The sequence below is a fragment of the Streptomyces griseorubiginosus genome, from assembly GCF_036345115.1.
Taxonomy (GTDB): Bacteria; Actinomycetota; Actinomycetes; order Streptomycetales; family Streptomycetaceae; genus Streptomyces; species Streptomyces griseorubiginosus_C.
Window position 1 is genome coordinate 7322444 of the sequence record NZ_CP107766.1, and the last position, 23418, is coordinate 7345861.

29 protein-coding genes are annotated in these 23418 nt (G+C 70.8%); 22 read left to right on the forward strand and 7 right to left on the reverse strand.

Translation table 11 applies throughout. From position 1 onward, the window contains the following. Positions 1-14: 14 nt before the first annotated feature. The 3 genes from OHN19_RS33025 to OHN19_RS33035 all read left to right on the forward strand — a co-directional run bounded on the left by OHN19_RS33025 (position 15) and on the right by OHN19_RS33035 (position 2294). The gene (locus tag OHN19_RS33025; protein ID WP_330267703.1) at positions 15-347 is read left to right on the forward strand and encodes a hypothetical protein; all 333 of its coding nucleotides are present in this window, start codon (positions 15-17) and stop codon (positions 345-347) included. 104 nt (positions 348-451) lie between these two features. Continuing rightward, on the forward strand, positions 452-1558 hold the full coding sequence (locus OHN19_RS33030) for an amidohydrolase family protein (RefSeq protein ID WP_330267704.1): 1107 nt from the start codon (positions 452-454) through the stop codon (positions 1556-1558). A 19-nt stretch (positions 1559-1577) separates the two neighbouring features. Further along, entirely contained in the window at positions 1578-2294 is a 717-nt protein-coding gene (locus OHN19_RS33035; RefSeq protein WP_330267705.1) for a nucleotidyltransferase, read from the forward strand. On the opposite strand, the gene OHN19_RS33040 is transcribed toward OHN19_RS33035, so the two are convergent. From OHN19_RS33040 to OHN19_RS33055, 4 genes are all read right to left on the reverse strand, one after another. Continuing rightward, a complete protein-coding gene (locus OHN19_RS33040) occupies positions 2249-3271 on the reverse strand; it encodes a COX15/CtaA family protein (RefSeq protein WP_330267706.1) in 1023 nt (340 codons plus the stop codon). The two genes, OHN19_RS33035 and OHN19_RS33040, sit on opposite strands and share 46 nt — an antisense overlap. A 154-nt stretch (positions 3272-3425) precedes the next feature. Continuing rightward, complete coding sequence (locus OHN19_RS33045) at positions 3426-4196, reverse strand: ABC transporter permease (protein ID WP_330267707.1); 771 nt, start codon at positions 4194-4196, stop codon at positions 3426-3428. Continuing rightward, a complete protein-coding gene (locus OHN19_RS33050) occupies positions 4193-5116 on the reverse strand; it encodes an ABC transporter ATP-binding protein (protein ID WP_330267708.1) in 924 nt (307 codons plus the stop codon). The genes OHN19_RS33045 and OHN19_RS33050 overlap by 4 nt, the downstream gene beginning before the upstream one ends. A 10-nt stretch (positions 5117-5126) precedes the next feature. Further along, on the reverse strand, positions 5127-5984 hold the full coding sequence (locus tag OHN19_RS33055) for an AAC(3) family N-acetyltransferase (protein ID WP_330267709.1): 858 nt from the start codon (positions 5982-5984) through the stop codon (positions 5127-5129). 161 nt (positions 5985-6145) lie between these two features. Between OHN19_RS33055 and OHN19_RS33060 the strand changes: the two genes are divergently transcribed. The 8 genes from OHN19_RS33060 to OHN19_RS33095 are packed head-to-tail and all read left to right on the forward strand — an operon-like array spanning position 6146 to position 12695. Beyond that, positions 6146-6889, forward strand: a complete 744-nt coding sequence (locus OHN19_RS33060; RefSeq protein ID WP_330267710.1) for a metalloregulator ArsR/SmtB family transcription factor — start codon at positions 6146-6148, stop codon at positions 6887-6889. Continuing rightward, entirely contained in the window at positions 6886-8307 is a 1422-nt protein-coding gene (gene sufB, locus OHN19_RS33065) for a Fe-S cluster assembly protein SufB (RefSeq protein ID WP_280852203.1), read from the forward strand. The genes OHN19_RS33060 and sufB overlap by 4 nt, the downstream gene beginning before the upstream one ends. A 54-nt stretch (positions 8308-8361) precedes the next feature. Next, positions 8362-9543: a Fe-S cluster assembly protein SufD gene (gene sufD, locus OHN19_RS33070; RefSeq protein ID WP_330267711.1), complete on the forward strand. Its 1182-nt coding sequence runs from the start codon at positions 8362-8364 to the stop codon at positions 9541-9543. Then, positions 9543-9860 (forward strand): non-heme iron oxygenase ferredoxin subunit, encoded by a 318-nt coding sequence (locus tag OHN19_RS33075; protein ID WP_330267712.1) that lies wholly within the window; start codon positions 9543-9545, stop codon positions 9858-9860. Before sufD ends, OHN19_RS33075 begins: the two co-directional genes overlap by 1 nt. Positions 9861-9868: 8 nt before the next feature. Then, positions 9869-10633, forward strand: a complete 765-nt coding sequence (gene sufC / locus OHN19_RS33080; RefSeq protein ID WP_053847447.1) for a Fe-S cluster assembly ATPase SufC — start codon at positions 9869-9871, stop codon at positions 10631-10633. Beyond that, positions 10630-11886, forward strand: a complete 1257-nt coding sequence (locus tag OHN19_RS33085; protein WP_330267713.1) for a cysteine desulfurase — start codon at positions 10630-10632, stop codon at positions 11884-11886. The genes sufC and OHN19_RS33085 overlap by 4 nt, the downstream gene beginning before the upstream one ends. 15 nt (positions 11887-11901) lie before the next feature. Then, positions 11902-12366 (forward strand): Fe-S cluster assembly sulfur transfer protein SufU, encoded by a 465-nt coding sequence (sufU, locus tag OHN19_RS33090; protein ID WP_330267714.1) that lies wholly within the window; start codon positions 11902-11904, stop codon positions 12364-12366. Then, positions 12363-12695, forward strand: coding sequence for a metal-sulfur cluster assembly factor (locus OHN19_RS33095; protein WP_123988411.1), 333 nt, complete (start codon positions 12363-12365; stop codon positions 12693-12695). Before sufU ends, OHN19_RS33095 begins: the two co-directional genes overlap by 4 nt. Positions 12696-12755: 60 nt before the next feature. On the opposite strand, the gene OHN19_RS33100 is transcribed toward OHN19_RS33095, so the two are convergent. Next, the gene (locus OHN19_RS33100; protein WP_330267715.1) at positions 12756-13574 is read right to left on the reverse strand and encodes an AbfB domain-containing protein; all 819 of its coding nucleotides are present in this window, start codon (positions 13572-13574) and stop codon (positions 12756-12758) included. A gap of 205 nt (positions 13575-13779) precedes the next feature. Between OHN19_RS33100 and OHN19_RS33105 the strand changes: the two genes are divergently transcribed. The 6 genes from OHN19_RS33105 (at position 13780) to OHN19_RS33130 (ending at position 18114) form a co-directional block, all read left to right on the forward strand. Then, on the forward strand, positions 13780-14100 hold the full coding sequence (locus OHN19_RS33105; RefSeq protein WP_123759970.1) for a DMT family transporter: 321 nt from the start codon (positions 13780-13782) through the stop codon (positions 14098-14100). Continuing rightward, complete coding sequence (locus OHN19_RS33110; protein WP_330267716.1) at positions 14100-14648, forward strand: TetR/AcrR family transcriptional regulator; 549 nt, start codon at positions 14100-14102, stop codon at positions 14646-14648. Before OHN19_RS33105 ends, OHN19_RS33110 begins: the two co-directional genes overlap by 1 nt. A gap of 184 nt (positions 14649-14832) precedes the next feature. Beyond that, positions 14833-15822 carry a 2,3,4,5-tetrahydropyridine-2,6-dicarboxylate N-succinyltransferase gene (gene dapD / locus OHN19_RS33115; RefSeq protein WP_330267717.1) on the forward strand — a complete coding sequence of 330 codons (990 nt, stop codon included), beginning with the start codon at positions 14833-14835 and terminating at the stop codon, positions 15820-15822. A gap of 153 nt (positions 15823-15975) precedes the next feature. After that, complete coding sequence (locus tag OHN19_RS33120) at positions 15976-16185, forward strand: hypothetical protein (RefSeq protein ID WP_330267718.1); 210 nt, start codon at positions 15976-15978, stop codon at positions 16183-16185. Positions 16186-16321: 136 nt separating this feature from the next. Then, positions 16322-16891, forward strand: a complete 570-nt coding sequence (locus OHN19_RS33125; protein WP_330267719.1) for a SigE family RNA polymerase sigma factor — start codon at positions 16322-16324, stop codon at positions 16889-16891. After that, a complete protein-coding gene (locus OHN19_RS33130) occupies positions 16888-18114 on the forward strand; it encodes a WD40 repeat domain-containing protein (protein WP_330267720.1) in 1227 nt (408 codons plus the stop codon). The genes OHN19_RS33125 and OHN19_RS33130 overlap by 4 nt, the downstream gene beginning before the upstream one ends. Positions 18115-18136: 22 nt before the next feature. On the opposite strand, the gene dapA is transcribed toward OHN19_RS33130, so the two are convergent. Then, on the reverse strand, positions 18137-19030 hold the full coding sequence (gene dapA, locus OHN19_RS33135; protein ID WP_330267721.1) for a 4-hydroxy-tetrahydrodipicolinate synthase: 894 nt from the start codon (positions 19028-19030) through the stop codon (positions 18137-18139). A gap of 155 nt (positions 19031-19185) precedes the next feature. Between dapA and OHN19_RS33140 the strand changes: the two genes are divergently transcribed. From OHN19_RS33140 to OHN19_RS33155, 4 genes are read left to right on the forward strand one after another with little or no spacing between them, the layout of a single operon-like run. Next, positions 19186-19314 (forward strand): hypothetical protein, encoded by a 129-nt coding sequence (locus tag OHN19_RS33140; RefSeq protein ID WP_330267722.1) that lies wholly within the window; start codon positions 19186-19188, stop codon positions 19312-19314. Next, a complete protein-coding gene (locus tag OHN19_RS33145; RefSeq protein ID WP_330267723.1) occupies positions 19311-20000 on the forward strand; it encodes a hypothetical protein in 690 nt (229 codons plus the stop codon). Before OHN19_RS33140 ends, OHN19_RS33145 begins: the two co-directional genes overlap by 4 nt. 52 nt (positions 20001-20052) lie before the next feature. Next, positions 20053-20472: a phage holin family protein gene (locus OHN19_RS33150; protein ID WP_330267724.1), complete on the forward strand. Its 420-nt coding sequence runs from the start codon at positions 20053-20055 to the stop codon at positions 20470-20472. Continuing rightward, positions 20469-21038 carry a DUF3618 domain-containing protein gene (locus tag OHN19_RS33155; RefSeq protein WP_330267725.1) on the forward strand — a complete coding sequence of 190 codons (570 nt, stop codon included), beginning with the start codon at positions 20469-20471 and terminating at the stop codon, positions 21036-21038. Before OHN19_RS33150 ends, OHN19_RS33155 begins: the two co-directional genes overlap by 4 nt. A 652-nt stretch (positions 21039-21690) precedes the next feature. On the opposite strand, the gene OHN19_RS33160 is transcribed toward OHN19_RS33155, so the two are convergent. After that, the gene (locus tag OHN19_RS33160; RefSeq protein WP_330269766.1) at positions 21691-22671 is read right to left on the reverse strand and encodes a YihY/virulence factor BrkB family protein; all 981 of its coding nucleotides are present in this window, start codon (positions 22669-22671) and stop codon (positions 21691-21693) included. A 127-nt stretch (positions 22672-22798) separates the two neighbouring features. Between OHN19_RS33160 and OHN19_RS33165 the strand changes: the two genes are divergently transcribed. Continuing rightward, a complete protein-coding gene (locus OHN19_RS33165; RefSeq protein ID WP_330267726.1) occupies positions 22799-23416 on the forward strand; it encodes a winged helix-turn-helix domain-containing protein in 618 nt (205 codons plus the stop codon). Positions 23417-23418: the final 2 nt, after the last annotated feature.

Here is a 23418-nt window from a genome sequence, read left to right on the forward strand (position 1 = left end):
GTAGCATCCTGGTCATGGCAGACACGCAGCAGGTTGACGCGAAGGCCGAGCGCAGGGTCGCCCGGCTCGCCCGGCAGATCAGCGCCTTCTCCAAGGAGCACGGCGGCGCCGAGGGCCAGCTGGCCTACATCGGCGAGCGCGGCACCCGCATCGTCCTCGTCGGCGAGGACGGCGGCTGGGGCGACCTGGTGGCCCCCTCGTACGAGATCGCCGAGAAGGCCGTCGAGAAGGCCGGCATCACCGTCCACGAGAACTTCGACGGCGAGTTCGCGGCCAAGGTGAAGACGGGGCCGTACGAGTGGAGCCGCATGGCGGGCATCCAGGTCGGCGGCCCCTCCAACGGCTGAGACCCGTCCCCCCTTTCACATGGGGTGTGCGTCCCCAACACCTGACACCCGGTTCACCCGTTAGGACCTGTGAGTAGCCCACACGGTCCAGACGGGGAGCCCGGATGATCGAAACGCCGTCCCTCGTGGACCAGTACTGCCACGGCGTACTGAGAACGGAGCTGGGCCTCGGCACCTTCGAGGCCCAGCTGGCCCGCACCGAGGGCCCGCCCGCGCCGGGGACCACCCTGTTCGACACCCAGACGGGTTTCGCCGTACGACGCTGGTGCCCGCCCTTACTGGGCCTGGAACCGCACTGTCCGCCCGCCCGCTACCTGGCCCGGCGCCGTGAGCTCGGCGTCCTGGAGTCGGGCCGCAGGCTGCTGCGGGGCAGCGGCATCACGACCTATCTGGTCGACACCGGACTGCCCGGCGACCTCACCGGGCCCACCGAACTGGCCTCCACCGCCGCCGCCGAGACCCGCGAGATCGTCCGCCTGGAACTCCTGGCCGAACAGGTCGCCGACACCTCCGGCACCGTCGAGTCCTTCCTCGCCAACCTCGCCGAGTCCGTGCACGGCGCGGCCGCGAACGCGGTCGCCTTCACCTCGGTGGCGGGCGTACGGCACGGTCTCGCGCTGGCTCCCGAGCCGCCGGGCCCGGGTGAGGTGCGGGGCGCCGCGGGTCGCTGGCTGGCGGGCCGCCGGGTGGGCGGCGAACTGTCCGATCCCGTGCTGCTACGACACCTGCTGTGGATCGCCGTCGCCTCCGGACTGCCCCTCCAGCTGCACGCCGGGCTCGGCGAACCGGGCCTGCGCATCGACCGCACCGACCCCGTCCTGCTCACCGACTTCGTCCGGGCCACCGCGGGCCTCGGCACCGACCTCGTCCTGCTGCACAGCTACCCGTACCACCGGCACGCCGCCCATCTCGCCGGGGTCTTCCCGCACGTCTACGCCGACTCCGGCGCCGCCCTGGTGCGCACCGGCGCCCGCGCGGCGACCGTCCTCGCGGAGATCCTGGAGCTGGCCCCCTTCGGCAAGATCGTCTTCTCCAGCGGGGCCCACAGCCTGCCCGAACTGCATGTCGTGGGCGCCCGGCTGTTCCGGGAGGCGCTGGCCCGGGTGCTGGGCGGCTGGGTCGCGGAGGGCTCCTGGTCGTTGGCGGACGCACAGCGGGTGGCGGGGCTGATCGCGGCGGGGAACGCGCGCAGGGTGTACGGACTGGAGTGACGTGTCCAGGATGGGGTCCATGCAGACCGAGGTGTTACTGGACCGCTTCCTCGCCGGCCTGGCCCCGCTCTCTCCCGTCGCCGTCTGGGCGCACGGCTCGCTGGCCGGCGGCGACTACCAGGAGGGCCGCAGCGACCTGGACCTGATCGCCGTACTCGACTCGGTGGGGCCGCGGATGGTGTGGCGGCTGGCGACGCTGCACGCGCGGCTGCGGGCGGAACCGCTGGCCGGGCAGCTGCACTGCACGTATCTGACCCCGTCGGCCGACCCGGGCCGACGCCACCTCACCTGGGCGCACGAGGAACTCTTCAAGCGGCCGGTCACCCCGGTGACCCGGCGGGAGCTGCACTCCTTCGGACGCGTCCTGCACGGGAAGCCGCCGGCGGACCTGCTGCCCCCGGTGACGGACCGGGAGCTGGCCGACTTCGTGGTCCGCGACCAGCGGGACTTCTGGCGCCCGGCCCTCGACAACGCCCCGCTGTGGACCCGGGACGTGTGGGTCGACCTGGGCCTGCTGACGTTCGCCCGCGCGAGCGTGACCCTGCGCGAGGGACGGCTGATCTCGAAGCGGGAGGCGCTGGAGCTACTGCCCGGGCTCGGGTCGCCGGTGGAGGTGGTGGCGGACATCCGTGGCCGCCGCTACGGCGATCCAGGACCAGCCCCGGCGAACCGGGCCGAGCTGACCCGGAACTACCTGGGCCCGGCGATCGACGAGCTCGTGGCGGCGTACGGCTGAGCGGGCACCTCGGCCACCTCGCCCTCGGCTCGCTCCCGCAGGGCCAGCAGCACCCGCAGCACCGCGATCCACACCAGGGCCGAGCCGAGCATGTGCAGGCCGACCAGGAACTCGGGCAGGTCGGTGAAGTACTGGACGTAGCCGATGACGCCCTGGGAGAGGAGGACCAGGAAGAGGTCGCGGGTGCGGTGCAGGGGGCCCTTGGGGGCGTCGACCGCCTTGAGGATGAACCACAGGGCGAAGGTCAGCGACACCACGATCCAGGCGAGGACCGCGTGCGCCTTGGCCACCGTCTCCCAGTCCAGCGGCATCCGCTCGACCTCGCTGGAGTCACCGGCGTGCGGCCCGGCGCCGGTCACCACGGTGCCGACGAGGATCAGCAGGGCGGCGGCCGCCACCATGAACCAGACCAGCTGCTGCACGGGCTTGCCGACCAGCGGGCGGGGTGCCGAGTCGCCCTCGCGGGTGCGCTGCCACATCACGGTGGCGACCGTGATCAGGGCGGTGGTCGCCACGAAGTGGGCGGCGACGGTGTACGGGTTGAGCCCCACCAGTACGACGATGCCGCCGAGGATCGCGTTGCTCATCACGATCCAGAACTGCGCCCAGCCCAGCCGGGTGAGACTGCGGCGGCGGGGCTTCTCGCTGCGGGCCGCGATGATGGCCCAGCCGACGGCCGCGCACAGCACGTAGGTGAGCATCCGGTTGCCGAACTCGATGGCCCCGTGCACCCCCATCGCGCTGGTCGCGGTCAGCGAGTCGTCCGTGCACTTGGGCCAGGTCGGACACCCGAGCCCCGACCCGGTCAGCCGCACGGCCCCACCGGTGACCACGATGACGACGGCCATCACGAGCGCGGCGAGCGCCGCCCGCTGAACCGTCCGGGGGGTCGGGGTCCAGCGGGTGGCGATGAAGGCGAGGGGGTTGCGGACGGCCGCTACGGCGTCGGCGCGGGTCACGTTTGGCACGCCGCCCATCGTAGGGGCGTTGCTTGTGCACGGTTTCACGAGGGTCGTGGTTTCCGGTCCGTGGCCCCTGAGGCATCGGTCACAGGCACCGCCGGATCCGGTCAGCCTCGGCCCTGAGCCGGGCGGCCTCCGGTCTCCCGCGTCCCGTCACTCCGCGCGGACGTCACTCCCAGCGGAAGAACTTCCCGGCCAGCGCCAGCCCCACGACCCCCCACACCGCCAGGATCCCCAGATCCCCCCACGGCATCCCCGCCCCGTGCTGCAGCACGTCGCGCAGGCCGTCCGACAGGGCCGAGATCGGGAGGAGGGCGAGTACGTCCTGGGCGCCTGGAGGGAACTTGGACAAGGGGACGATCACTCCGCCGCCGACCAGGAGGAGGAGGAAGACCAGGTTCGCCGCGGCCAACGTGGCTTCCGCCTTCAGCGTGCCTGCCATCAGCAGGCCCAGGCCCGAGAAGGCCGCCGTGCCGAGGAGCAGGAGCAGGAGGACGGAGAGCGGGTTGCCGTGCGGGGACCAGCCCAGGGCGAAGGCGATCGCCGTCAGGAGCAGGACCTGCAGGATCTCCGTCACCAGGACCGACGCCGTCTTGGCCGTCATCAGGGCCCAGCGGGGGAGGGGGGAGCTGGCCAGGCGCTTGAGGACTCCGTAGCGGCGTTCGAAGCCGGTGGCGATCGCCTGGCCCGTGAAGGCCGTCGACATGACCGCGAGGGCCAGGACGCCGGGGGCCAGGAAGTCCACCGACTTGCCGGCTCCGGTGTCGACGATGTCCACGGAGCTGAAGAGCAGCAGGAGCAGGGTCGGGATCACCACCGTCAGCAACAGTTGCTCACCGTTGCGCAGGAGCATCTTGGTCTCCAGCGCCGCCTGGGTGGTGATCATGCGGCCCAGGGGCGCCGCTCCCGGCTTCGGGGTGTAGGTGCCGGTGGCCGTCATGCGCGCAGTTCCTTACCCGTGAGCTCCAGGAAGACGTCTTCCAGGGTGTGCCGTTCCACCGAGATCTTCTCCGGCATGACGCCGTGCTGGGCGCACCAGGACGTCACCGTGGCCAGGAGCTGGGGGTTGACCTTGCCGACGACCCGGTAGGAGCCGGGGGTCAGCTCCGCCGCCGTGCAGTCCGCCGGCAGGGCCTTGAGCAGCGAACCCACGTCGAGGCCGGGGCGTCCCGTGAAGCGCAGGGTGTTCTCGGCGCCGCCCCGGCACAGCTCCTCCGGAGTGCCCTGGGCGATGACCCGGCCGCCGTCGATGATCGCCACGTCGTCGGCGAGCTGCTCGGCCTCGTCCATGTAGTGCGTGGTGAGGATCACCGAGACGCCGTCCGTCCGCAGATCGCGGATCAGGTCCCAGGTCGCGCGGCGGGCCTGCGGGTCCAGGCCCGCGGTCGGCTCGTCCAGGAACACCAGCTCGGGGCGGCCCACGACCGCCATGGCCAGCGCCAGGCGCTGCTGCTGGCCGCCGGACAGCCTGCGGTACGTCGTCCTGCCGCAACCGTCCAGGCCCAGGCGCTCGATCAGCGCGTCCACGTCCAGCGGGTGCGCGTGCAGGCGGGCCACGTGCCGGAGCATCTCGTCGGCCTGGGCGCCCGAGTACACGCCCCCGGACTGGAGCATCACGCCGATCCTCGGGTTCAGCTCACGTGCCTGGCGCACCGGGTCGAGGCCCAGGACCCGGACCGTGCCGGAGTCCGGCTTCCGGTAGCCCTCGCAGGTCTCGACGGTCGTCGTCTTGCCGGCGCCGTTGGGTCCGAGTACGGCGGTCACGCCCGCCCGGGCCACCAGGTCGAGGCCGTCCACGGCGGTCTTCGTGCCGTACCGCTTCACCAGGGCGTGGACCTGGACCACGGGCTCGCTTCGCATGGGCCCGAGTCTAGGTTCGCCGACCGCGTGACCGACGGGCGGGTGCAGGATCTCCACCCAGCGCATTCCCGGGCACGTCCTCCTGTGAGCGGTGCAGCGACAGCCACCGCTCCGCGTACCGCACGGCGTCCGCCACCGGGAACAGCCGGGCCTCGGCCGCGCCCACCTTTCCCCGTACGACGACACCGGTGTCCCGCTCGAAGTCGTACCCGAGTTCGTCGAAGCGGTCCGAGGTGATCGACACCTCCGTCACCACCTCCCAGCCGTCCGGTCCGGGGCGGCCGACCTTCACCCGCGGGGCCGGTGTCCGGTACTCGGCGAGATGGAAGCTCGTGCAGGTGTCGTAGCCCGCGCCGAGGAGCAGCACGCGCGCGTGGAGGGCTTCCAGGCGGGCCAGCGGGCTGTGCTCGCCGAGGCGGCAGTCCACGGCGTGGCCGTCCAGGACCGCACGCGCGCGGGGGCCTATCGCCGCGAAGGAGGTCTGCGGGTGCGCGCTCCGCAGGGCGCCGGGCCAGGTGCGCACGGTCTCCGGGACCACGCCCACCCCGCGCGAGGGCGTGACGAGGGGGTCGTAGGCGGGCATGGTGGCGCGGATCTCCGGCCACCAGTCCTCCGGCACCGGCGGGTTGCTCCACACCGCCGGGTCCGAGAGGTCGCCGGTCTGGGTGGGGACCACGAGGGTGCCGTCCGGGCCGAGGGCGTCCAGGAGTCCCTGGACCACCGCGACGGAACCTCCGCAGACCCAGCCGAGGGCGCTCAGGGAGGAGTGCACGAGGAGGGTCTCGCCGCTTCTGACACCCAGCTCGCGCAGCTGCCCGGCGAGGGAGTCGCGGGTGACAAGTGGGCCGGTGGGAGGTGGTGTCGGCATGGTTCGGGAGTGTCCCTGACAGGACCGCCGGGCGCCACCGGTTTGATCGATCAAAGATCGTTTGCGCAGGTCAGGTTAGGGAGACCTAAGTGATGCAGGGCACCGTCCCTCGGGCAGGGCGCGGCTTGCCCGGTCCTGAGGAATTACGCAACAATGGCGTTGTGAAAAACGTCGGCGAGGCTCGGGAGACCCCCACGGGGGCCCCTCAGGAGGAGCTCGCGACCGGTGAGCGGTCCACCCGCAACCGCGTCGCGCGATCCATCCTGGACCACGGCCCGTCGACCGTCACCGAGCTGGCCGGGCGGCTGGGGCTCACCCCCGCGGCCGTACGGCGTCATCTGGACGCTCTGGTGGCCGACGAGGTCGTGGAGGCGCGGGAGCAGCGGGTGTACGGGGCGCGGACGCGCGGCCGGCCCGCCAAGGTCTTCGCGCTCACCGACTGCGGCCGGGACGCCTTCGACCAGTCCTACGACAAGCTCGCCGCGGACGCCCTGGCCTGGATCCAGGAGCGGTTCGGCGGGGACGAGGCGGTCGTCGCCTTCGCGCGCGCGAGGATCGCCGCGCAGGCCGAGGTGTACCGCAAGGCCGTCGAGACCGCCGCCCCCGAGGAGCGCACCGAAGCCCTGGCCAAGGCCCTGAGCGCGGACGGGTACGCTGCTACGGCGCGGAGCGCACCGGTCGGCGAGCAGCTGTGCCAGCACCACTGCCCGGTGGCCCATGTCGCGGAGAAGTTCCCGCAGCTGTGCGACGCCGAGACGGAGATCTTCTCCCAGCTCCTCGGCACGCACGTCCAGCGACTGGCGACCATCGCGCACGGCGACGGCGTCTGCACGACGTTCATCCCCAAGATTTCCCACATGTCTCATAACGCATCCGCAAGCACGGCCGGGAGGAACCCCGCATGACTCTCCCCACGGAGACTGCCCACCCTGAGCTCGAGGGCCTGGGCAAGTACGAATACGGCTGGGCCGACTCCGACGAAGCCGGCGCCTCTGCGAAGCGCGGTCTGAGCGAGGAAGTCGTGCGCGACATCTCCGCGAAGAAGAACGAGCCGGAGTGGATGACCAAGCTCCGCCTCAAGGGTCTGCGCCTGTTCGACAAGAAGCCCATGCCGAACTGGGGCTCGGACCTCTCCGGCATCGACTTCGACAACATCAAGTACTTCGTGCGCTCCACGGAGAAGCAGGCGGAGTCCTGGGAGGACCTGCCCGAGGACATCAAGAACACGTACGACAAGCTCGGCATCCCCGAGGCGGAGAAGCAGCGCCTCGTCGCCGGTGTCGCGGCCCAGTACGAGTCTGAGGTCGTCTACCACCAGATCCGTGAGGACCTGGAGGAGCAGGGCGTCATCTTCCTGGACACCGACACCGCCCTCAAGGAGCACCCGGAGCTCTTCAAGGAGTACTTCGGCACCGTCATCCCGGTCGGCGACAACAAGTTCGCGTCGCTGAACACCGCGGTGTGGTCCGGCGGCTCCTTCATCTACGTGCCGAAGGGCGTGCACGTGGAGATCCCGCTCCAGGCCTACTTCCGGATCAACACCGAGAACATGGGCCAGTTCGAGCGGACGCTGATCATCGTCGACGAGGACGCCTACGTCCACTACGTCGAGGGTTGTACGGCCCCGATCTACAAGTCGGACTCCCTGCACTCCGCGGTCGTCGAGATCATCGTGAAGAAGGGCGCCCGCTGCCGCTACACGACCATCCAGAACTGGTCGAACAACGTCTACAACCTGGTCACCAAGCGCGCCGTGGCCTACGAGGGCGCGACCATGGAGTGGATCGACGGCAACATCGGCTCCAAGGTCACCATGAAGTACCCGGCCGTCTACCTGATGGGCGAGCACGCCAAGGGCGAGACCCTCTCCATCGCCTTCGCGGGCGAGGGCCAGCACCAGGACGCCGGCTCCAAGATGGTCCACATGGCGCCGAACACCTCCTCCAACATCGTCTCCAAGTCGGTGGCGCGCGGCGGCGGCCGTACGTCCTACCGCGGTCTCGTCGAGATCGGCGAGGGCGCCCACGGCTCCAAGTCGAACGTGCTGTGCGACGCGCTGCTCGTCGACACCATCTCCCGCTCCGACACGTACCCCTACGTGGACGTCCGCGAGGACGACGTGTCCATGGGCCACGAGGCGACCGTCTCCAAGGTCTCCGAGGACCAGCTCTTCTACCTGATGAGCCGCGGTCTCTCCGAGTTCGAGGCGATGGCCATGATCGTGCGCGGCTTCGTCGAGCCCATCGCGAAGGAGCTGCCGATGGAGTACGCGCTGGAACTCAACCGGCTGATCGAGCTCCAGATGGAAGGCGCGGTCGGCTAAGCAACGGCCGCCTCCATCAAGTCACTTACGTAGGAAGAGAGCAGACCGACAGCCATGGCTGAGGCCCAGAACATCCCGGTGGGATCCACCACCGCCGGCTCGATCGCGGTGGCCGCCGAGTCGACCGTCGCCACGCGCATGAGCGCGCCCCCGTCCTTCGACGTGCAGGACTTCCCCGTCCCGCACGGCCGGGAGGAGGAGTGGCGGTTCACCCCGCTGGAGCGCCTGCGCGGGCTGCACGACGGCACCGCGGTCGCCACCGGCGCCGGCGTGACGGTGGACGTGCAGGCCCCCGAGGGCGTCACCGTCGAGACCGTCGGCCGTGACGACGCCCGGATCGGCAGGGCGGGCACCCCGGTGGACCGCGTCGCCGCCCAGGCGTACTCGGCGTTCGAGAAGGCCGGCGTGGTCACCGTCCCCAAGGAGACGGTCCTCACCGAGCCGATCCGCATCGCCGTGCACGGCGAGGGCGGGGTCCGCTACGGCCACCAGGTCGTCGAGCTCGGGGCCTTCGCCGAGGCCGTCGTCGTCATCGACCACACCGGTGACGCGGTGCTCGCCGCCAACGTCGACTACATCCTGGGCGACGGCGCCAAACTGACCGTCGTCTCCGTCCAGGACTGGGACGACAAGGCCGTCCACGTGGCCCAGCACAACGCGCTGGTCGGCCGGGACGCGTCCTTCAAGTCGGTCGTCGTCACCTTCGGCGGCGATCTGGTACGGCTGCACCCGCGCGTCTCCTACGCCGGCACCGGCGGCGAGGCCGAGCTGTTCGGGCTCTACTTCACCGACAAGGGCCAGCACCAGGAGCACCGCCTCCTGGTCGACCACAACGCCCCGCACTGCAAGTCCAACGTCGTCTACAAGGGCGCGCTCCAGGGCGACGACGCGCACGCGGTGTGGATCGGCGACGTGCTCATCGAGGCCAAGGCCGAGGGCACCGACACGTACGAGATGAACCGCAACCTCGTCCTCACCGACGGCGCCCGCGTCGACTCCGTGCCGAACCTGGAGATCGAGACCGGCGAGATCGTCGGCGCCGGGCACGCGAGTGCGACCGGCCGCTTCGACGACGAGCAGCTCTTCTACCTGATGGCCCGCGGCATCCCGGCCGACGAGGCCCGCCGTCTGGTGGTCCGCGGCTTCTTCGCCGAGCTGGTCCAGCAGATCGGTGTCGACGACATCGAAGAGCGACTTCTCGTGAAGATCGACGAGGAGCTGGAGGCCACCGTCTGATGGCTTTCGTACGCGCCTGCGGGCTGAGCGAGCTGGAGGAGGACACCCCGAAGCGGGTGGAACTCGACGGCACGCCGGTCTCCCTCGTGCAGACCGAGGGGGAGGTGTTCGCGATCCACGACATCTGCTCCCACGCGAACGTCTCGCTCTCCGAGGGCGAGGTGGAGGACTGCCAGATCGAGTGCTGGCTGCACGGCTCCAGCTTCGACCTGCGCACCGGCAAGCCGTCCGGCCTTCCCGCGACGCGCCCCGTCCCCGTATACCCCGTAAAGATCGAAGGGGACGACGTGCTCGTCTCCCTCAACCAGGAGTCCTGAGGCAATCCATGGCAACGCTTGAAATCCGCGACCTGCACGTCACCGTCGAGGCCGACAACGCCACGAAGGAGATCCTCAAGGGCGTCGACCTGACCGTGAAGCAGGGCGAGACGCACGCCATCATGGGCCCCAACGGCTCCGGCAAGTCGACGCTCGCCTACTCCCTCGCGGGTCACCCGAAGTACACCATCACCGGCGGCACCGTCACCCTCGACGGCGAGGACGTCCTGGAGATGGAGGTCGACGAGCGCGCCCGCGCGGGCCTGTTCCTGGCGATGCAGTACCCCGTCGAGGTCCCCGGCGTCTCGGTCTCCAACTTCCTGCGCACCTCCGCCACCGCCATCCGCGGCGAGGCCCCCAAGCTGCGCACCTGGGTGAAGGAGGTCAAGGAGGCCATGGAGCGCCTCAACATGGACCCCTCCTTCGCCGAGCGCAACGTCAACGAGGGCTTCTCCGGCGGTGAGAAGAAGCGCCACGAGATCCTCCAGCTGGAGCTCCTCAAGCCGAAGATCGCGATCCTCGACGAGACCGACTCCGGCCTCGACGTCGACGCGCTCCGGGTCGTCTCCGAGGGCGTCAACCGCGTCCGTGAGACCGGTGAGGTCGGCACCCTGCTGATCACGCACTACACGCGCATCCTGCGCTACATCAAGCCCGACCACGTGCACGTCTTCGCGGGCGGCAAGATCGTCGAGTCCGGCGGTGCCGAGCTCGCCGACAAGCTGGAGAACGAGGGCTACGAGGCTTACACGAAGGGTGGCGCATCCGAGTGACACAGCTGCCGGGCCTCCTCGACACCGAGGCGATCCGCAAGGACTTCCCGATCCTGGACCGACTGGTCCACGACGACCGGAAGCTCGTCTACCTGGACAACGCGGCGACCTCGCAGAAGCCGCGCCAGGTGCTGGACGCCCTGAGCGAGTACTACGAGCGCTACAACGCCAACGTCCACCGCGGTGTGCATGTGCTCGCCGAGGAGGCCACGGCGCTGTACGAGGGAGCGCGCGACAAGGTCGCCTCCTTCATCAACGCGCCCTCGCGCGACGAGGTGATCTTCACCAAGAACGCCTCCGAGTCCCTCAACCTCGTGGCGAACATGCTCGGTTGGGCCGACGAGCCCTACCGCGTGGACTCCGAGACCGAGATCGTCATCACCGAGATGGAGCACCACTCCAACATCGTGCCGTGGCAGCTGCTCTCGCAGCGCACCGGCGCGAAGCTGAAGTGGTTCGGGCTGACCGACGACGGCCGGCTCGACCTGTCCAACATCGAGGAGATCATCACCGAGAAGACGAAGATCGTCTCCTTCGTGCTGGTGTCCAACATCCTGGGCACGGTCAACCCGGTCGAGACGATCATCCGCCGGGCGCAGGAGGTCGGTGCGCTGGTCTGCATCGACGCCTCGCAGGCGGCACCGCACATGCCGATAGACGTCCAGGCCCTCCAGGCCGACTTCGTGGCCTTCACCGGCCACAAGATGTGCGGTCCGACCGGTATCGGCGTGCTGTGGGGCCGGCAGGAACTCCTGGAGGACCTGCCCCCGTTCCTCGGCGGCGGCGAGATGATCGAGACCGTGTCGATGCACTCGTCGACCTACGCCCCCGCCCCGCACAAGTTCGAGGCGGGCACGCCCCCGATCGCGCAGGCGGTCGGGCTGGGCGCGGCGATCGACTACCTCCAGTCGATCGGCATGGACAAGATCCTCGCCCATGAGCACGCGCTGACCGAGTACGCCGTCCAGCGCCTCACGCAGGTCCCGGACCTCAGGATCATCGGCCCGACCACGGCCGAGGACCGGGGTGCGGCGATCTCCTTCACGCTCGGCGACATCCACCCCCACGACGTGGGCCAGGTCCTCGACGAGGAGGGCATCGCGGTCCGGGTCGGCCACCACTGCGCGCGGCCGGTCTGCCTGCGGTACGGAATTCCTGCGACCACGCGAGCGTCGTTCTATCTGTACTCCACGCCTGCCGAGATCGACGCACTGGTCGACGGGCTGGAGCACGTACGGAACTTCTTCGGCTGAGGAGCTGGCTGAGTCGTGAAGCTTGATTCGATGTACCAGGAAGTCATCCTGGACCACTACAAGCACCCGCACGGGCGTGGTCTGAGGGACGGCGACGCCGAGGTACACCACGTGAACCCCACGTGCGGCGACGAGATCACCCTCCGCGTGAAGTACGACGGCTCGACGATCGAGGACGTCTCGTACGAGGGCCAGGGCTGCTCGATCAGCCAGGCCTCGGCCTCCGTGCTGAACGACCTGCTGGTCGGCAAGGACCTGGCGGAGGCGCAGAAGATCCAGGAGACCTTCCTGGAGCTGATGCAGTCCAAGGGAAAGATCGAGCCCGACGACGCGATGGAGGAGGTGCTGGAGGACGCGGTCGCGTTCGCCGGTGTCTCCAAGTACCCGGCCCGGGTCAAGTGCGCCCTCCTCAGCTGGATGGCGTGGAAGGACGCGACGGCCCAGGCGCTGGACGCCGACGCCGAAAGGAAGACGGCATGAGCGAGACCATTGAGATGAAGCCGGCCTCCGAGGAAGAGATCCGCGAGGCGCTGTACGACGTCGTCGACCCCGAGTTGGGCATCGACGTGGTCAACCTCGGCCTGATCTACGGCATCCACATCGACGACGCGAACATCGCGACCCTCGACATGACGCTGACCTCGGCGGCCTGCCCGCTGACGGACGTCATCGAGGACCAGGCCAAGTCCGCCACGGACGGCCTCGTCAGCGAACTCCGCATCAACTGGGTGTGGATGCCGCCGTGGGGCCCGGACAAGATCACGGACGACGGACGGGAGCAGCTCCGGGCGCTGGGGTTCAACGTCTGAGCGAGTCCGACCGGTGTCCGGAAGGGGCCGTGGCCGTGTGCCGCGGCCCCTTCCGCATGCTCAGGCCAGCCCGCCCACCAACTGGAACGACGAGTCCGCGATGTACTGGGAGCTGTACTCGAAGCGTTCGAGGCGGACCACGAAGTTCTCGTGGCGCAGGAAATAACCGGGGTAGTTGACCGACTCCAGCATCTTGGCACCGGCGTAGGAGGGCGAGTCGCGGGGGCAGAACGTGGCGTCCTGCTCGAAGAGGGACGAGCCGTCGTCACGGGCGGCGCGCAGCACGAAGTTGCTGTGGCGCAGGTACTGGCCGTCGTGCGTGGTGAAGGAGTAACACGAGGCGTTCGCCAGTCCCTTGACCTGCTTGAAGGTCGAGTCCTCGCGGGACTCCGAGCCGCGGACCGGGTCCAGGGCCACGTAGTACTGGGTCACATGCCAGTAGCGGTCGGGGTAGTTGACCGCGCGGACCGAGCGGTACGTCACCGAGGGCTTCGGCTTCGCCGGACTGCCCTTGGACGGCGTGGACTTGGGCGGCTTCGGGGTGGTCGTGACCGCGACGGTCGGGCCGGTGCCCTGCTGCCGGGGGCCCTGGGGAGTGGGGGACACCGACGAGAGGCCGCTGTCGCCCTCCGGGGGGAGGGTCGTCGCGGGCTGCGAGGAGAAGGAGATCAGACCGGATCCCCCGTCCCGCGCGGATTTCGACCGGACGTCGTCCTCGTTGTCGGTCGCGGCTATCGCCGCCACGCAGGCGACGATCGTGGCCACCGCCAGCGCGCCGGCCAGATAGAGCCGTCTGGTGCCGGGCGTGCGGGAGGTGTCCAGTGTCCAGCCGTTCTCCCAGGGGCGGTCCTGGGGCGGCTGGGACTTGTCTTCGGGCATGCGCTGTTCCTCCGGCGCGGCGCGGGTGTGCGACGGCCGCTGCTGTGGTGGCGCGGTAGGTGAAAGGTGAAACACATGTGGTTCCGGAGGGAACAGTAGTGGTTGCCGGGGGTTGTGAGCAGCCCTTTGAATCGAACCGTTTCCACATCGACTTCTCAACCGACTCCGGGACTTCCCGTGTTCACGGTTATGTACGCTTGTACACATGGGATACCTGCTCCTCGCCGGAGCCATCGCAGCCGAGGTCGCGGCGACCACGGCCATGAAGTACACCGAGGGCTTCAGCCGGCTCGGACCCTCGGCTCTGACCGTGCTCGGCTACGTCCTGTCCTTCGCACTGCTCGCCCAGACCCTGAAGACGGTGTCCGTCGGCACCGCCTACGCGATCTGGGCCGGGGTGGGCACCGCGACCATCGCCACCATCGGGATGCTCTTCCTCGGGGAGGGGATGACCGTCACCAAGGCCGCCGGGATCGCGCTGATCATCGTCGGGGTCGTGGTGCTGAACCTGGGCGGGGCGCACTGATGGCCCGGCGCTACGACCCCGAGCGCCGGCAGCGGATCATCGACGCGGCCATCCGGGTCGTCGGCGAGAAGGGCCTCGCGGGGCTCAGCCACCGCAGTGCCGCCGCCGAGGCCGATGTGCCGCTCGGTTCGACGACGTACCACTTCAAGAGCCTCGACGAGCTGATGGTCGCCGCGCTGCGCCAGGCCAGCGAGGGCTTCGCCAAGGCGGTCGCCGCGCACGGGGCGCTGGACGGTCCCGGCGGTGACCTCGCCGCCGACCTCGCCCGTGTCCTCGGCGACTGGCTCGGCGGCGACCGCACCGGCGTCGAGCTGGAGTACGAGCTCTATCTCGCCGCCCTGCGCCGCCCCGCCCTGCGCCCGGTCGCCGCCGAGTGGGCCGACGACCTCGCCGCCCGCCTCGCCCACCGCACGGACCCGGTCACGGCACGGGCCCTGGTCGCCCTGACCGACGGCATCTGCCTCCAGGTGCTGCTGACGGGGGTGCCGTACGACGAGGGGTATGCGCGGGAGATGCTGGCGCGGGTGATCCCGGCGGGGAGGGGGTGATTCTCGCCGGGAGTGGGGATCCCGGCCGGGAGTGGTTGATCGCCGCCGGCGTCTCGATCCCGGACGGGTGTCACACATACCGGCGAACCTCGGCGTTCCCCGTGGGTACGGCGTACCGCCCGACTCCTGAGACGGCCCGCGTGCGGGTTCGCCTCGTGCGCCCCCCGGCGGTTAGGTTGCCCTCATGACCGACACGACTGCTCCCCGTATCACCGGCGCCATCGCCGCAGGCCTCGCCACCGTCGCCGCCGACGGCACCGTTCTCGACACCTGGTTCCCCGCTCCCGAGCTGGCCGCCGAGCCGGGGCCCGCCGGCACCGAGCGGCTGTCGGCCGACAAGGCCGTGGAGCTGCTCGGCGAAGGCGCCGCGAAGGCGATCGGTCCGGACGCCCGCCGTGGTGTCGAGGTGGTCGCGGTCCGTACGGTCATCGCCTCCCTGGACGAGAAGCCGCTCGACACGCACGACGCCTACCTGCGGCTGCACCTGCTCTCGCACCGCCTGGTCCAGCCGCACGGCCAGAGCCTGGACGGCATCTTCGGCCTCCTCCCCAACGTCGCCTGGACCTCGCTCGGCCCGGTCGCCGTCGACGACGTCGAGAAGGTCCGCCTCAACGCCCGCGCCGAGGGCCTGCACCTCGCCGTCACGAGCGTCGACAAGTTCCCGCGCATGACGGACTACGTGGCCCCCAAGGGCGTCCGCATCGCCGACGCCGACCGCGTCCGGCTCGGCGCGCACCTCGCCGCCGGCACCACCGTGATGCACGAGGGCTTCGTCAACTTCAACGCCGGCACGCTCGGCACGTCGATGGTCGAGGGCCGGATCTCCGCCGGTGTCGTGGTCGGCGACGGCTCGGACATCGGCGGCGGCGCCTCCACCATGGGCACCCTCTCCGGCGGCGGCAACGTCCGCATCACCATCGGTGAGCGCTGCCTGATCGGTGCCGAGGCGGGCGTCGGCATCGCGCTCGGCGACGAGTGCGTCGTCGAGGCCGGTCTCTACGTCACCGCCGGCACCCGGGTCACCATGCCCGACGGCCAGATCGTCAAGGCCCGCGAGCTGAACGGCGCCTCCCACATCCTCTTCCGCCGCAACTCGGTCACCGGCACCGTCGAGGCCCGCCCGAACAACGCGGTCTGGGGCGGCCTCAACGACGTCCTGCACAGCCACAACTGAGCTCCCACGGGCCGCCCGAAGATCACTTACGGGTTGCTCGGCGTGACCTCGCGGGCGTTTCGGCAGATGAACGGGTGGACGCAGAGTCCGATCAGAGGCCGAGACGACGAACGAGGGGTCGCAGCGATGAGCCCGATGAGGGTGACGAGGGTGATGAGGAGCAGGCGGGCCTGGGCCGGGGCGCTGGCCCTGGCGGGGATGTCCTGCGGGATGGCGGCCGGGACCGCGAGTGCCGACGAGACCAACACCGCCTCCCACAACGGCCCCCGGGTCGGCCTGGTCAACATCGGCCAGGTGGACGACCCGATGGAGGACGTCCTGGAGCACCTGCTGCTGATCGGCGACGGGTACTCCTGGAACTGACCCGCGCCGAAGTCGCCGTAGAGGATTCACCTCTGCGGCGACTTTTTTCCTGTCCGCGGCATAGCGGGGGAGCCCCGCACGCGTCACAAGGGTCGGAGGCCGCGCACCCGCGCCGCCGGGGGAAGAGAAGGTGACGATGAATGCCGAAGGGCTGGAGAGTTTCCGGGACTTCGTGGACAGCAGGTCGTCCGCCCTGCTGAAGACCGCCGTCCTCCTGTGCGGGGGAGACCAGTACGCCGGTGAGGACCTGCTCCAGAACGCCCTGGTCCGGGCGGCCGGGCGCTGGCAGAAGATCGACGAACCCGAGGCCTACGTACGTCAGGTCCTCTACCGCCAGCAGATCAGCCGCTGGCGGCTGAAGTGGCCGCGCCGGGAGGTCAGCGTCGCCGAGCCGCCCGAACCGGCGGGCGCCGGCGAGGGCCGGGCCGACGCGGCCGCCGCCACCGAACTGCGCCTCGTGATGCGCCAGGCCCTGTCCCGGCTCACCGCACGGCAGCGCACCGTGCTGGTGCTGCGCTACTTCGAGGACCTGCCCGAGGCCGACGTGGCCCGGCTGCTCGGCTGCTCGGTCGGCACCGTGCGGTCCACCACCCACCGCTCGCTGGCCCGGCTGCGCTCACTCGCACCCGAACTGGCCGCCCTCGGGCCCGCCGACGCCGAGCGGCTGGACTCCCGTGACTACTCGCCCGTGGAGGTGCGTCCGTGAACGTCGACGACATCGTGCGCGACGCGCTGCGCGAGCAGGCCGCCGAGCAACCGCCGGTCGCGGCGGGGTTCGCGGACCGGGTGCTCGCCGTGCGACGGCGCCGCCGCAGCCGCAGGATCGCGCTCGCCGCCGCGGCTGCGGTCGCCGTGGTCGCCGTGGGAGTGGCGGTACCGCTGCTGGACTCCGGCAAGGACGACGTACGGCCCTCGGGCGGTGGTGGGGTCGTGGTGGAGAAGAAGACGAAGGCCCACCCCGACCAGTCGCCGCCTCGCGAGGAGATCTCCGTCGGAGGCACGACCCTCGTCGGGTACTTCATCCCGGAGACGGTGAAGAAGAGCGCGGACACCGCTGTCTCCCAGCGCACCTACCACCTGCTGAACCCGAGGACCGGCACGTACGAGAAGGCCCCGGACTGGTCCTGGGTGGCGGTCGCGCCCGGCGGGAAGACGGCCGCCGTCCTCGAACGGGACCTGCCCGCCTCCCGGATCGGTCTGCTCGACCTGACCTCCGGCAAGGTCGAGCGCTGGATCAAGGTCGACCACGGGGTCGGCGGGCTCTCCTTCTCCCGCGACGGCCGCAAGCTGGTCGCGACGACGTACAGCCAGAACCCCGACGGGCTGGTCAAGGCGGAGGGCGACGTCGAGTGGGGTCAGCCCATGACGTCCAGCCGCACCGGCTTCTACGTCCTCGACGTGGCCTCCGGGGACGGTGCCTGGACCGAGATCAAGACCGGCGGCCTCCCCGGGGGCCCCACGGGCAGCACCTTCATGAACTCCCGCCAGGACTTCGCCCTCACCGACGACGGCCGGCACGTCTGGGAGGGCAGCCCGATGGAGCCCGGCTATGTGTTCTACGACCTCACGGGCAAGAAGGTCTCCGTGCCGGCGGGCTACAAGTACCTGTCGTGGTTCGTGGACGCGGGCCTGTCGCCCGACGGCAGGCTCGTCGCCGGGGACTTCGCGGGCAAGAAGTGGAAGACGTCGTCGTACGTCGTCGACGCGAAGACCGGTCACCCGACCGAGGTACGCGGCCAGCAGCTGCTCGCCTGGGTGGGCAACAAGCAGCTCATCGCCTGGGACATCGGCAAGAACGACAAGAACGAGTTCCACCAGCGGCTGGTGCTGGTCACCATCGGCAGCGACAAGGAGGTCCCGCTCAGCGGCTTCCGTGAGGGCAACGACGGGGACGCCGGACGCTGGGAGCCGCTGTTCGCCCAGCCCTGATCAGGCGGCTGCGGAGACCTGATCAGGCGGCCACCAGCCGTTCGTACTCCGCCAGCAGCCCGTCGGCCGTCTCCCGGCCGGCGGGCCGCAGCGGGGCGCGGACCGGGCCGGCGGGCAGACCGAGCGCGTTGAGCAGGGCCTTCGCGGTGACCGTGCCGGGCAGGCCCGCCGCCATCATCGCCTCGATCAGCGGAACGGCCCTCTGTTGGAGGCGGGCGGACACGGGGGTGTCGCCCGCCTCGAACAGGTCGAGGATCGCCCGCATCCGGTCCGGGACCACGTTGGCCACGGTGCTGACGTATCCCGCCCCGCCCACCGCGTACAGCGCGAGGATCTGCTCGTCGCAGCCCGCGTAGTACGCGAGGTCCGTGCGGTGCAGGACCTTCTGGGTGCCGAGGAGGTCGTAGGAGCAGTCCTTGACCGCGACGATCCGGGGGTGCCCGGCGAGCCGGATCATGGTCTCCGGTTCGATGCGGGTGCCGGTGCGGCCCGGGATGTCGTACAGCATCACGGGCAGGCCCGAGGCGTCAGCGATCTCCCGGAAGTGCGCCTCCAGCGCGTCCTGCGGCGGCCTGCTGTAGTAGGGGCTCACCACCAGCACCCCGTCGGCGCCCGCCTTCTCGGCCGCCAGAGCCAGTTCGACGGTGTGCCGGGTGTCGAAGGTGCCCACGCCCGCCACCACCGACGCCCGCTCGCCCACCGCCTCCCGGACCGCCGTCACCAGCGCCGACTTCTCCGCGTCCGTGGTCGTCGGCGACTCACCCGTGGTGCCGGACAGGACGAGGCCGTCGCAGCCCTGCGAGACCAGGTGCGCGGCCAGGCGCTGGGCGCCGTCGAGATCGAGCGCGCCCTCCGCGGTGAAGGGGGTGACCATGGCACACAGGGCGCGGCCGAAGGGAGGAGGCGTAGTCGTCATGGGGGAAGTCTCGGCGCGGCGACAGTGAAGCTCCACTTAATTCTTCTGCGATATACCGGTAAGAGAAGCTTCACCGTGAGGTCGAAGGCCCTATGTCCATCACGGCCCTCATGGGTCACCATGGCGATAAGGGACCCCTGCGTATGGGAGGCGTCATGAAGCTCGGCAAGGCACTGGCCACCGGAGTCGCCGAGGAGCGGCCGCAGATCCAGGACGACGAACTCGACCTTCCCGAGGAGATCAAGGAACTGAAGGCTCCCGAAGAGGTTCCGGCGGCCCGATGAGGCTGCGGCTTCCGGAGGAACGCCCCGCGGAGCCGCCGACCGGATACAAGATCGCCCACCCGGTGCTGTCCCAGGACGGCACCCGGGCCGGGTTCACCGGTGTGTCGCTCGGCGGCGCGCTGCCGTACGGAGTCCTGGCCGACGCGTCCTGCGTGTACGGCCTGCGGCACCGGGCACCGAACCGCCGCTGCGACTGCGGCTTCCACTGCGTGCACGACCGCGCCGCGGCCGAGGCACTGCTGTGCACGGCCGAGCACCGCACGGCCGTCCTCCTCGACGTCCTGGTCCTCGGCCGCTACCTCCGCTTCGAGCTCGGCTTCCGCTACGCCCGTCAGCGGGTGCGCACCGCCACCGTCGGCCCCTGCGCCTGCGGCACGGTCGCGGCGGCGCTCGCCGACGCCGGCTGGGGCCGGCCCGGCTGGCGGGCCCTCGCCCCCTCGTGCGCGGCCTGCCTTCGAGGTCGTACGGCCGTCTCGCTCGCCGGGTTCGCGCGGCTGGCGGGGGAGGGGCTGCGGGTGATCGCGGGTCCCGCGGCCGCGGTCGTGGCCGGCCTCGACGCCCCCGAAGGACTCGGCGTGCCCGAACTCGCCGCCGAGGCCGCCCTGTTGCAGGCCCGGCTCGACTGGTTCCAGAGCCAGCTGGCCCGCCTCGGAGAGCGCGGCCCGGACGGCGGACCGCAGGGGTAGCGGGGGCCGGGCCGGGTACCCGGGTGTTCCGACCGAGAGGAGGCGGAGCCCCGTGACCGGAACCATGGCCCCCAGGCCGGCGCATGACGAACACCACTCGGTGGGCGAACTCGTCGGACAGGCCACCGAACAGCTTTCCCGGCTGGTACGACAGGAAGTCGCCCTCGCGAAGGAGGAGCTGACCGAGAAAGGCCGGCGGGCCGGGAAGGGTGGCGGGCTGCTCGGTGCCGCCGGCGCCTTCGCCTACGCCGGACTGCTCGCGCTGGCCGGAACGGGCGTCGCCGCGCTGTCGCTGGTGCTGTCGGTCTGGGCCGCGGCGCTGATCGTGACGGGCGTGCTGTTCGTGATCGCGGGGGTGCTCGCGGCGACCGGGCGTGCCCAGCTGCGCCAGGCCACGCCCCCCACGCCGGAGGCGGCGCTCGACAGCGTCAAGGCCGATGTCGAGGAGATCAAGGAAAGGGCGCACCGATGACGGACAGGACGACCGGCGATCACGCCCCTTCCGGGGCCAAGGGCCCTGACGAACTGCGGCGGCAGATCGAGCGGACCCGTAGTGAACTCGGCGACACGGTGGAGGAGTTGGCAGGAAAGATGGACGTGAAGGGGCGCGCCCGGGCCCGGGCGGCAGACCTCAGGGACAAGGCGGGCGCGATGACGGTGCAGCTGCGCAGCACCGCCGCGCAGGCCGGGCACACCGTGCACGACAAGGCCACGCAGGCGGGCCACAAGGTCCAGGACCGGGCCGTGCAGGCCGGGCACAAGGTCCAGGACCGGGCCGTCCAGGCGGGTCACAAGGCCCAGGACCGTGCCCTGGAGGCCGGGCACAAGGTCCAGGACCGGACCCTGCGGGCGGGTGAGGCCACGCAGGGCGGGGCCACCCGGACCGGCCACGAGCTGGAGCGCAGGGCGGAGCACAGCGTGCCGGGACCGGTCCGGCCCCTGGTCCTGGCGGCGATACGACACCCGCGTCCGGCGCTGATCGTGGGCGCGGCGGTGATCGCGGTCGCGGTGGTGTCATGGCGCTACCCGAAGAAGTGAGGCACCACCTGCCCTCACGCTGAGCGAACTCCCCGTCGGCTGATGCGGTTGGCGGGGAGTTCGGCTGCCTGGGGGTGGGTAGACGGGGCGACGGCGGTGGGGGCGCTTCGGAGGCTTGGCGGTCGGGAGCCTTGGTGCGGTCGTGGGGCGCTCGGGGTTCGGTGGTGGAGGGCTCCGGGCGGAAGGCGGTCGGCGCCTGGCTGGCCCACGGGCGGTGGAACCCTGGGGTCTCGGCGGCCGGGGCCCGCGGGCGGTAGGCGGCCGGGAGCATCGGTCCGGGGAAGGCTGTCGGGGGCGTCGGTGCGCTGTCGGTGGGTCCGCTCGGGGTCTCGGTGGGGGGCCGCCGGGCGGTAGGCGGCTCCCCTTGCCCTCGCCAGCGCTGCTGCTGCCGCTCCTTGCGCACCAGCGCCCGGTCCCCTGCTGTCGGGAACCGCGGCCCGCGGTCGGTGAGGCGCCCGAGCACACGGGAGGCGGGGTGCCTGGCCCACGGGAGGCGGGATGCCCGCGCCCACGGCTGGTGGGGGTTCTCGAGCCCGCGGCAGGCGGGGAGTCAGCCCGGGCCCGCGGCAGGCGGGGCGTCCAGGTCTCGGGTGGGGGCGCCCCGCGCGGGGTTTCGGTGGTCGGGGTTCTGGGCGTGAGGCGGAGGCTGGTGTCACTTCTGGCGTGCTCGTGCCGCCCGTAGTCTCGGTGGCCACTTGCGGGTGTCCCGGGGTTCCACGTACGGCTCCTCCGTTGGCTCGTGATCGCCTGAGGCGATGGCCCGCTCTCGGGCGAGTTCCGCGTCGAACTCCAGGCCCAGCAGGATCGCCAGGTTGGTCAGCCAGAGCCACACGAGGAACACGATGGCGCCCGCGAGAGTGCCGTAGGTCTTGTTGTAGGAACCGAAGTTGGCGGCATAGAGCGCGAAGCCGGCGGACGCGGCGAGCCAGAGCAGCGTGGCGAGGACGCTACCGGGGGAGACCCAACGGAAGCCGCGGCCACGGACGTTGGGGGCCGCCCAGTACAGCAGGGCGATCATCCCGACGACCAGGAGCAGCAGCACCGGCCACTTGGCGATGCCCCAGGCCGTGATCGCCGCGTCGCCGAACCCCACCGCCCGGCCCGCCCGTTCGGCGAGCGGGCCCGTGAAGACCACGATCAGCGCACTCGCCGCCAGCATCAGCATCAGCGTCACGGTCAGCGCGAGGCGCAGCGGCGTCAGCTTCCACACCGGACGGCCCTCCGGCAGGTCGTACACCGCGTTGGACGTACGGATGAACGCGGCGACATAGCTGGACGCCGACCACAGGGCGGCGAGCAGTCCGAGGATCGCCAGGACGCTTCCCGTGCCCCCGCTCTCGCCGAGCTGGACCACCGCGTCCCGCAGGATGTCCCTGGCCGGCCCCGGCGCGAGGCCGCCGATGTTGTCGAGGAGATTGTCCGTCGCGCGCTGTCCCACCACCCCCAGCAGGGACACCAGCACCAGCAGGGCGGGGAACAGCGACAGGACGCCGTAGTACGTCAACGCGGCCGCACGGTCGGCCAGTTCGTCGTCCAGCAGTTCCTTGAAGGTGCGTTTCGTGACGGCGGCCCAGGACCGCCTGGGCAACTCCAAGGGGCTTTCCGGCGCGGTGTTCTCGGCCTGCTCGTCCATGAACCGGCGGGTCTCCCGAAACCGCCGGTCGAACCCACGCGGACGGCGACGACCACCGCTTTCGGACTCGCTCACCGAAAACTTCTCCCTCCTGGACAAAAAAAGTTTTCGGTGAGACGGTGGACCCATGCTGGACGTCACCGTGATCGAGGACCCCGAGGCCGCAGCCGTCTCCCTGGACCCCATAAGGGCGAGGCTGCTGGCCGAGCTGGCCGCCGGACCCGCCTCGGCCACCATGCTGGCCGGGCAGGTCGGCCTGCCCCGGCAGAAGGTGAACTACCACCTCAAGGCACTGGAGCGGCACGGCCTGGTCGAGCTCGCGGGGGAGCGCCGCAAGGGAAACGTCACCGAGCGGCTGATGCGGGCTACCGCGGCGTCGTACGTGATCTCCCCGCTGGCCCTCGCCGCCGTGCAGCCCGACCCGGACCGCTTCCGCGACCAGCTCTCCGCGCGCTGGCTGCTGGCGCTGGGCGCCCGGCTGGTGCGGGACGTCGGGCAGCTGATCACCGGTGCCGCGAAGGCTCGTCAACGACTGGCCACCTACGCGCTCGACGGCGAGGTGCGGTTCGCCTCCGCCGCCGAACGGGCCGCGTTCATCGAGGAGTTGACGGCCGGAGTCAGCGCCCTGATCCGCAAGTACGACGCCCCCGACACCGAGGGCGGCCGGGATCACCGGATCGTGGTGGCCGTCCATCCCACGCTCAAAGAGCCCCAGTCCCCTTCCCCGCAGACCGAGTTGGAGTAGAT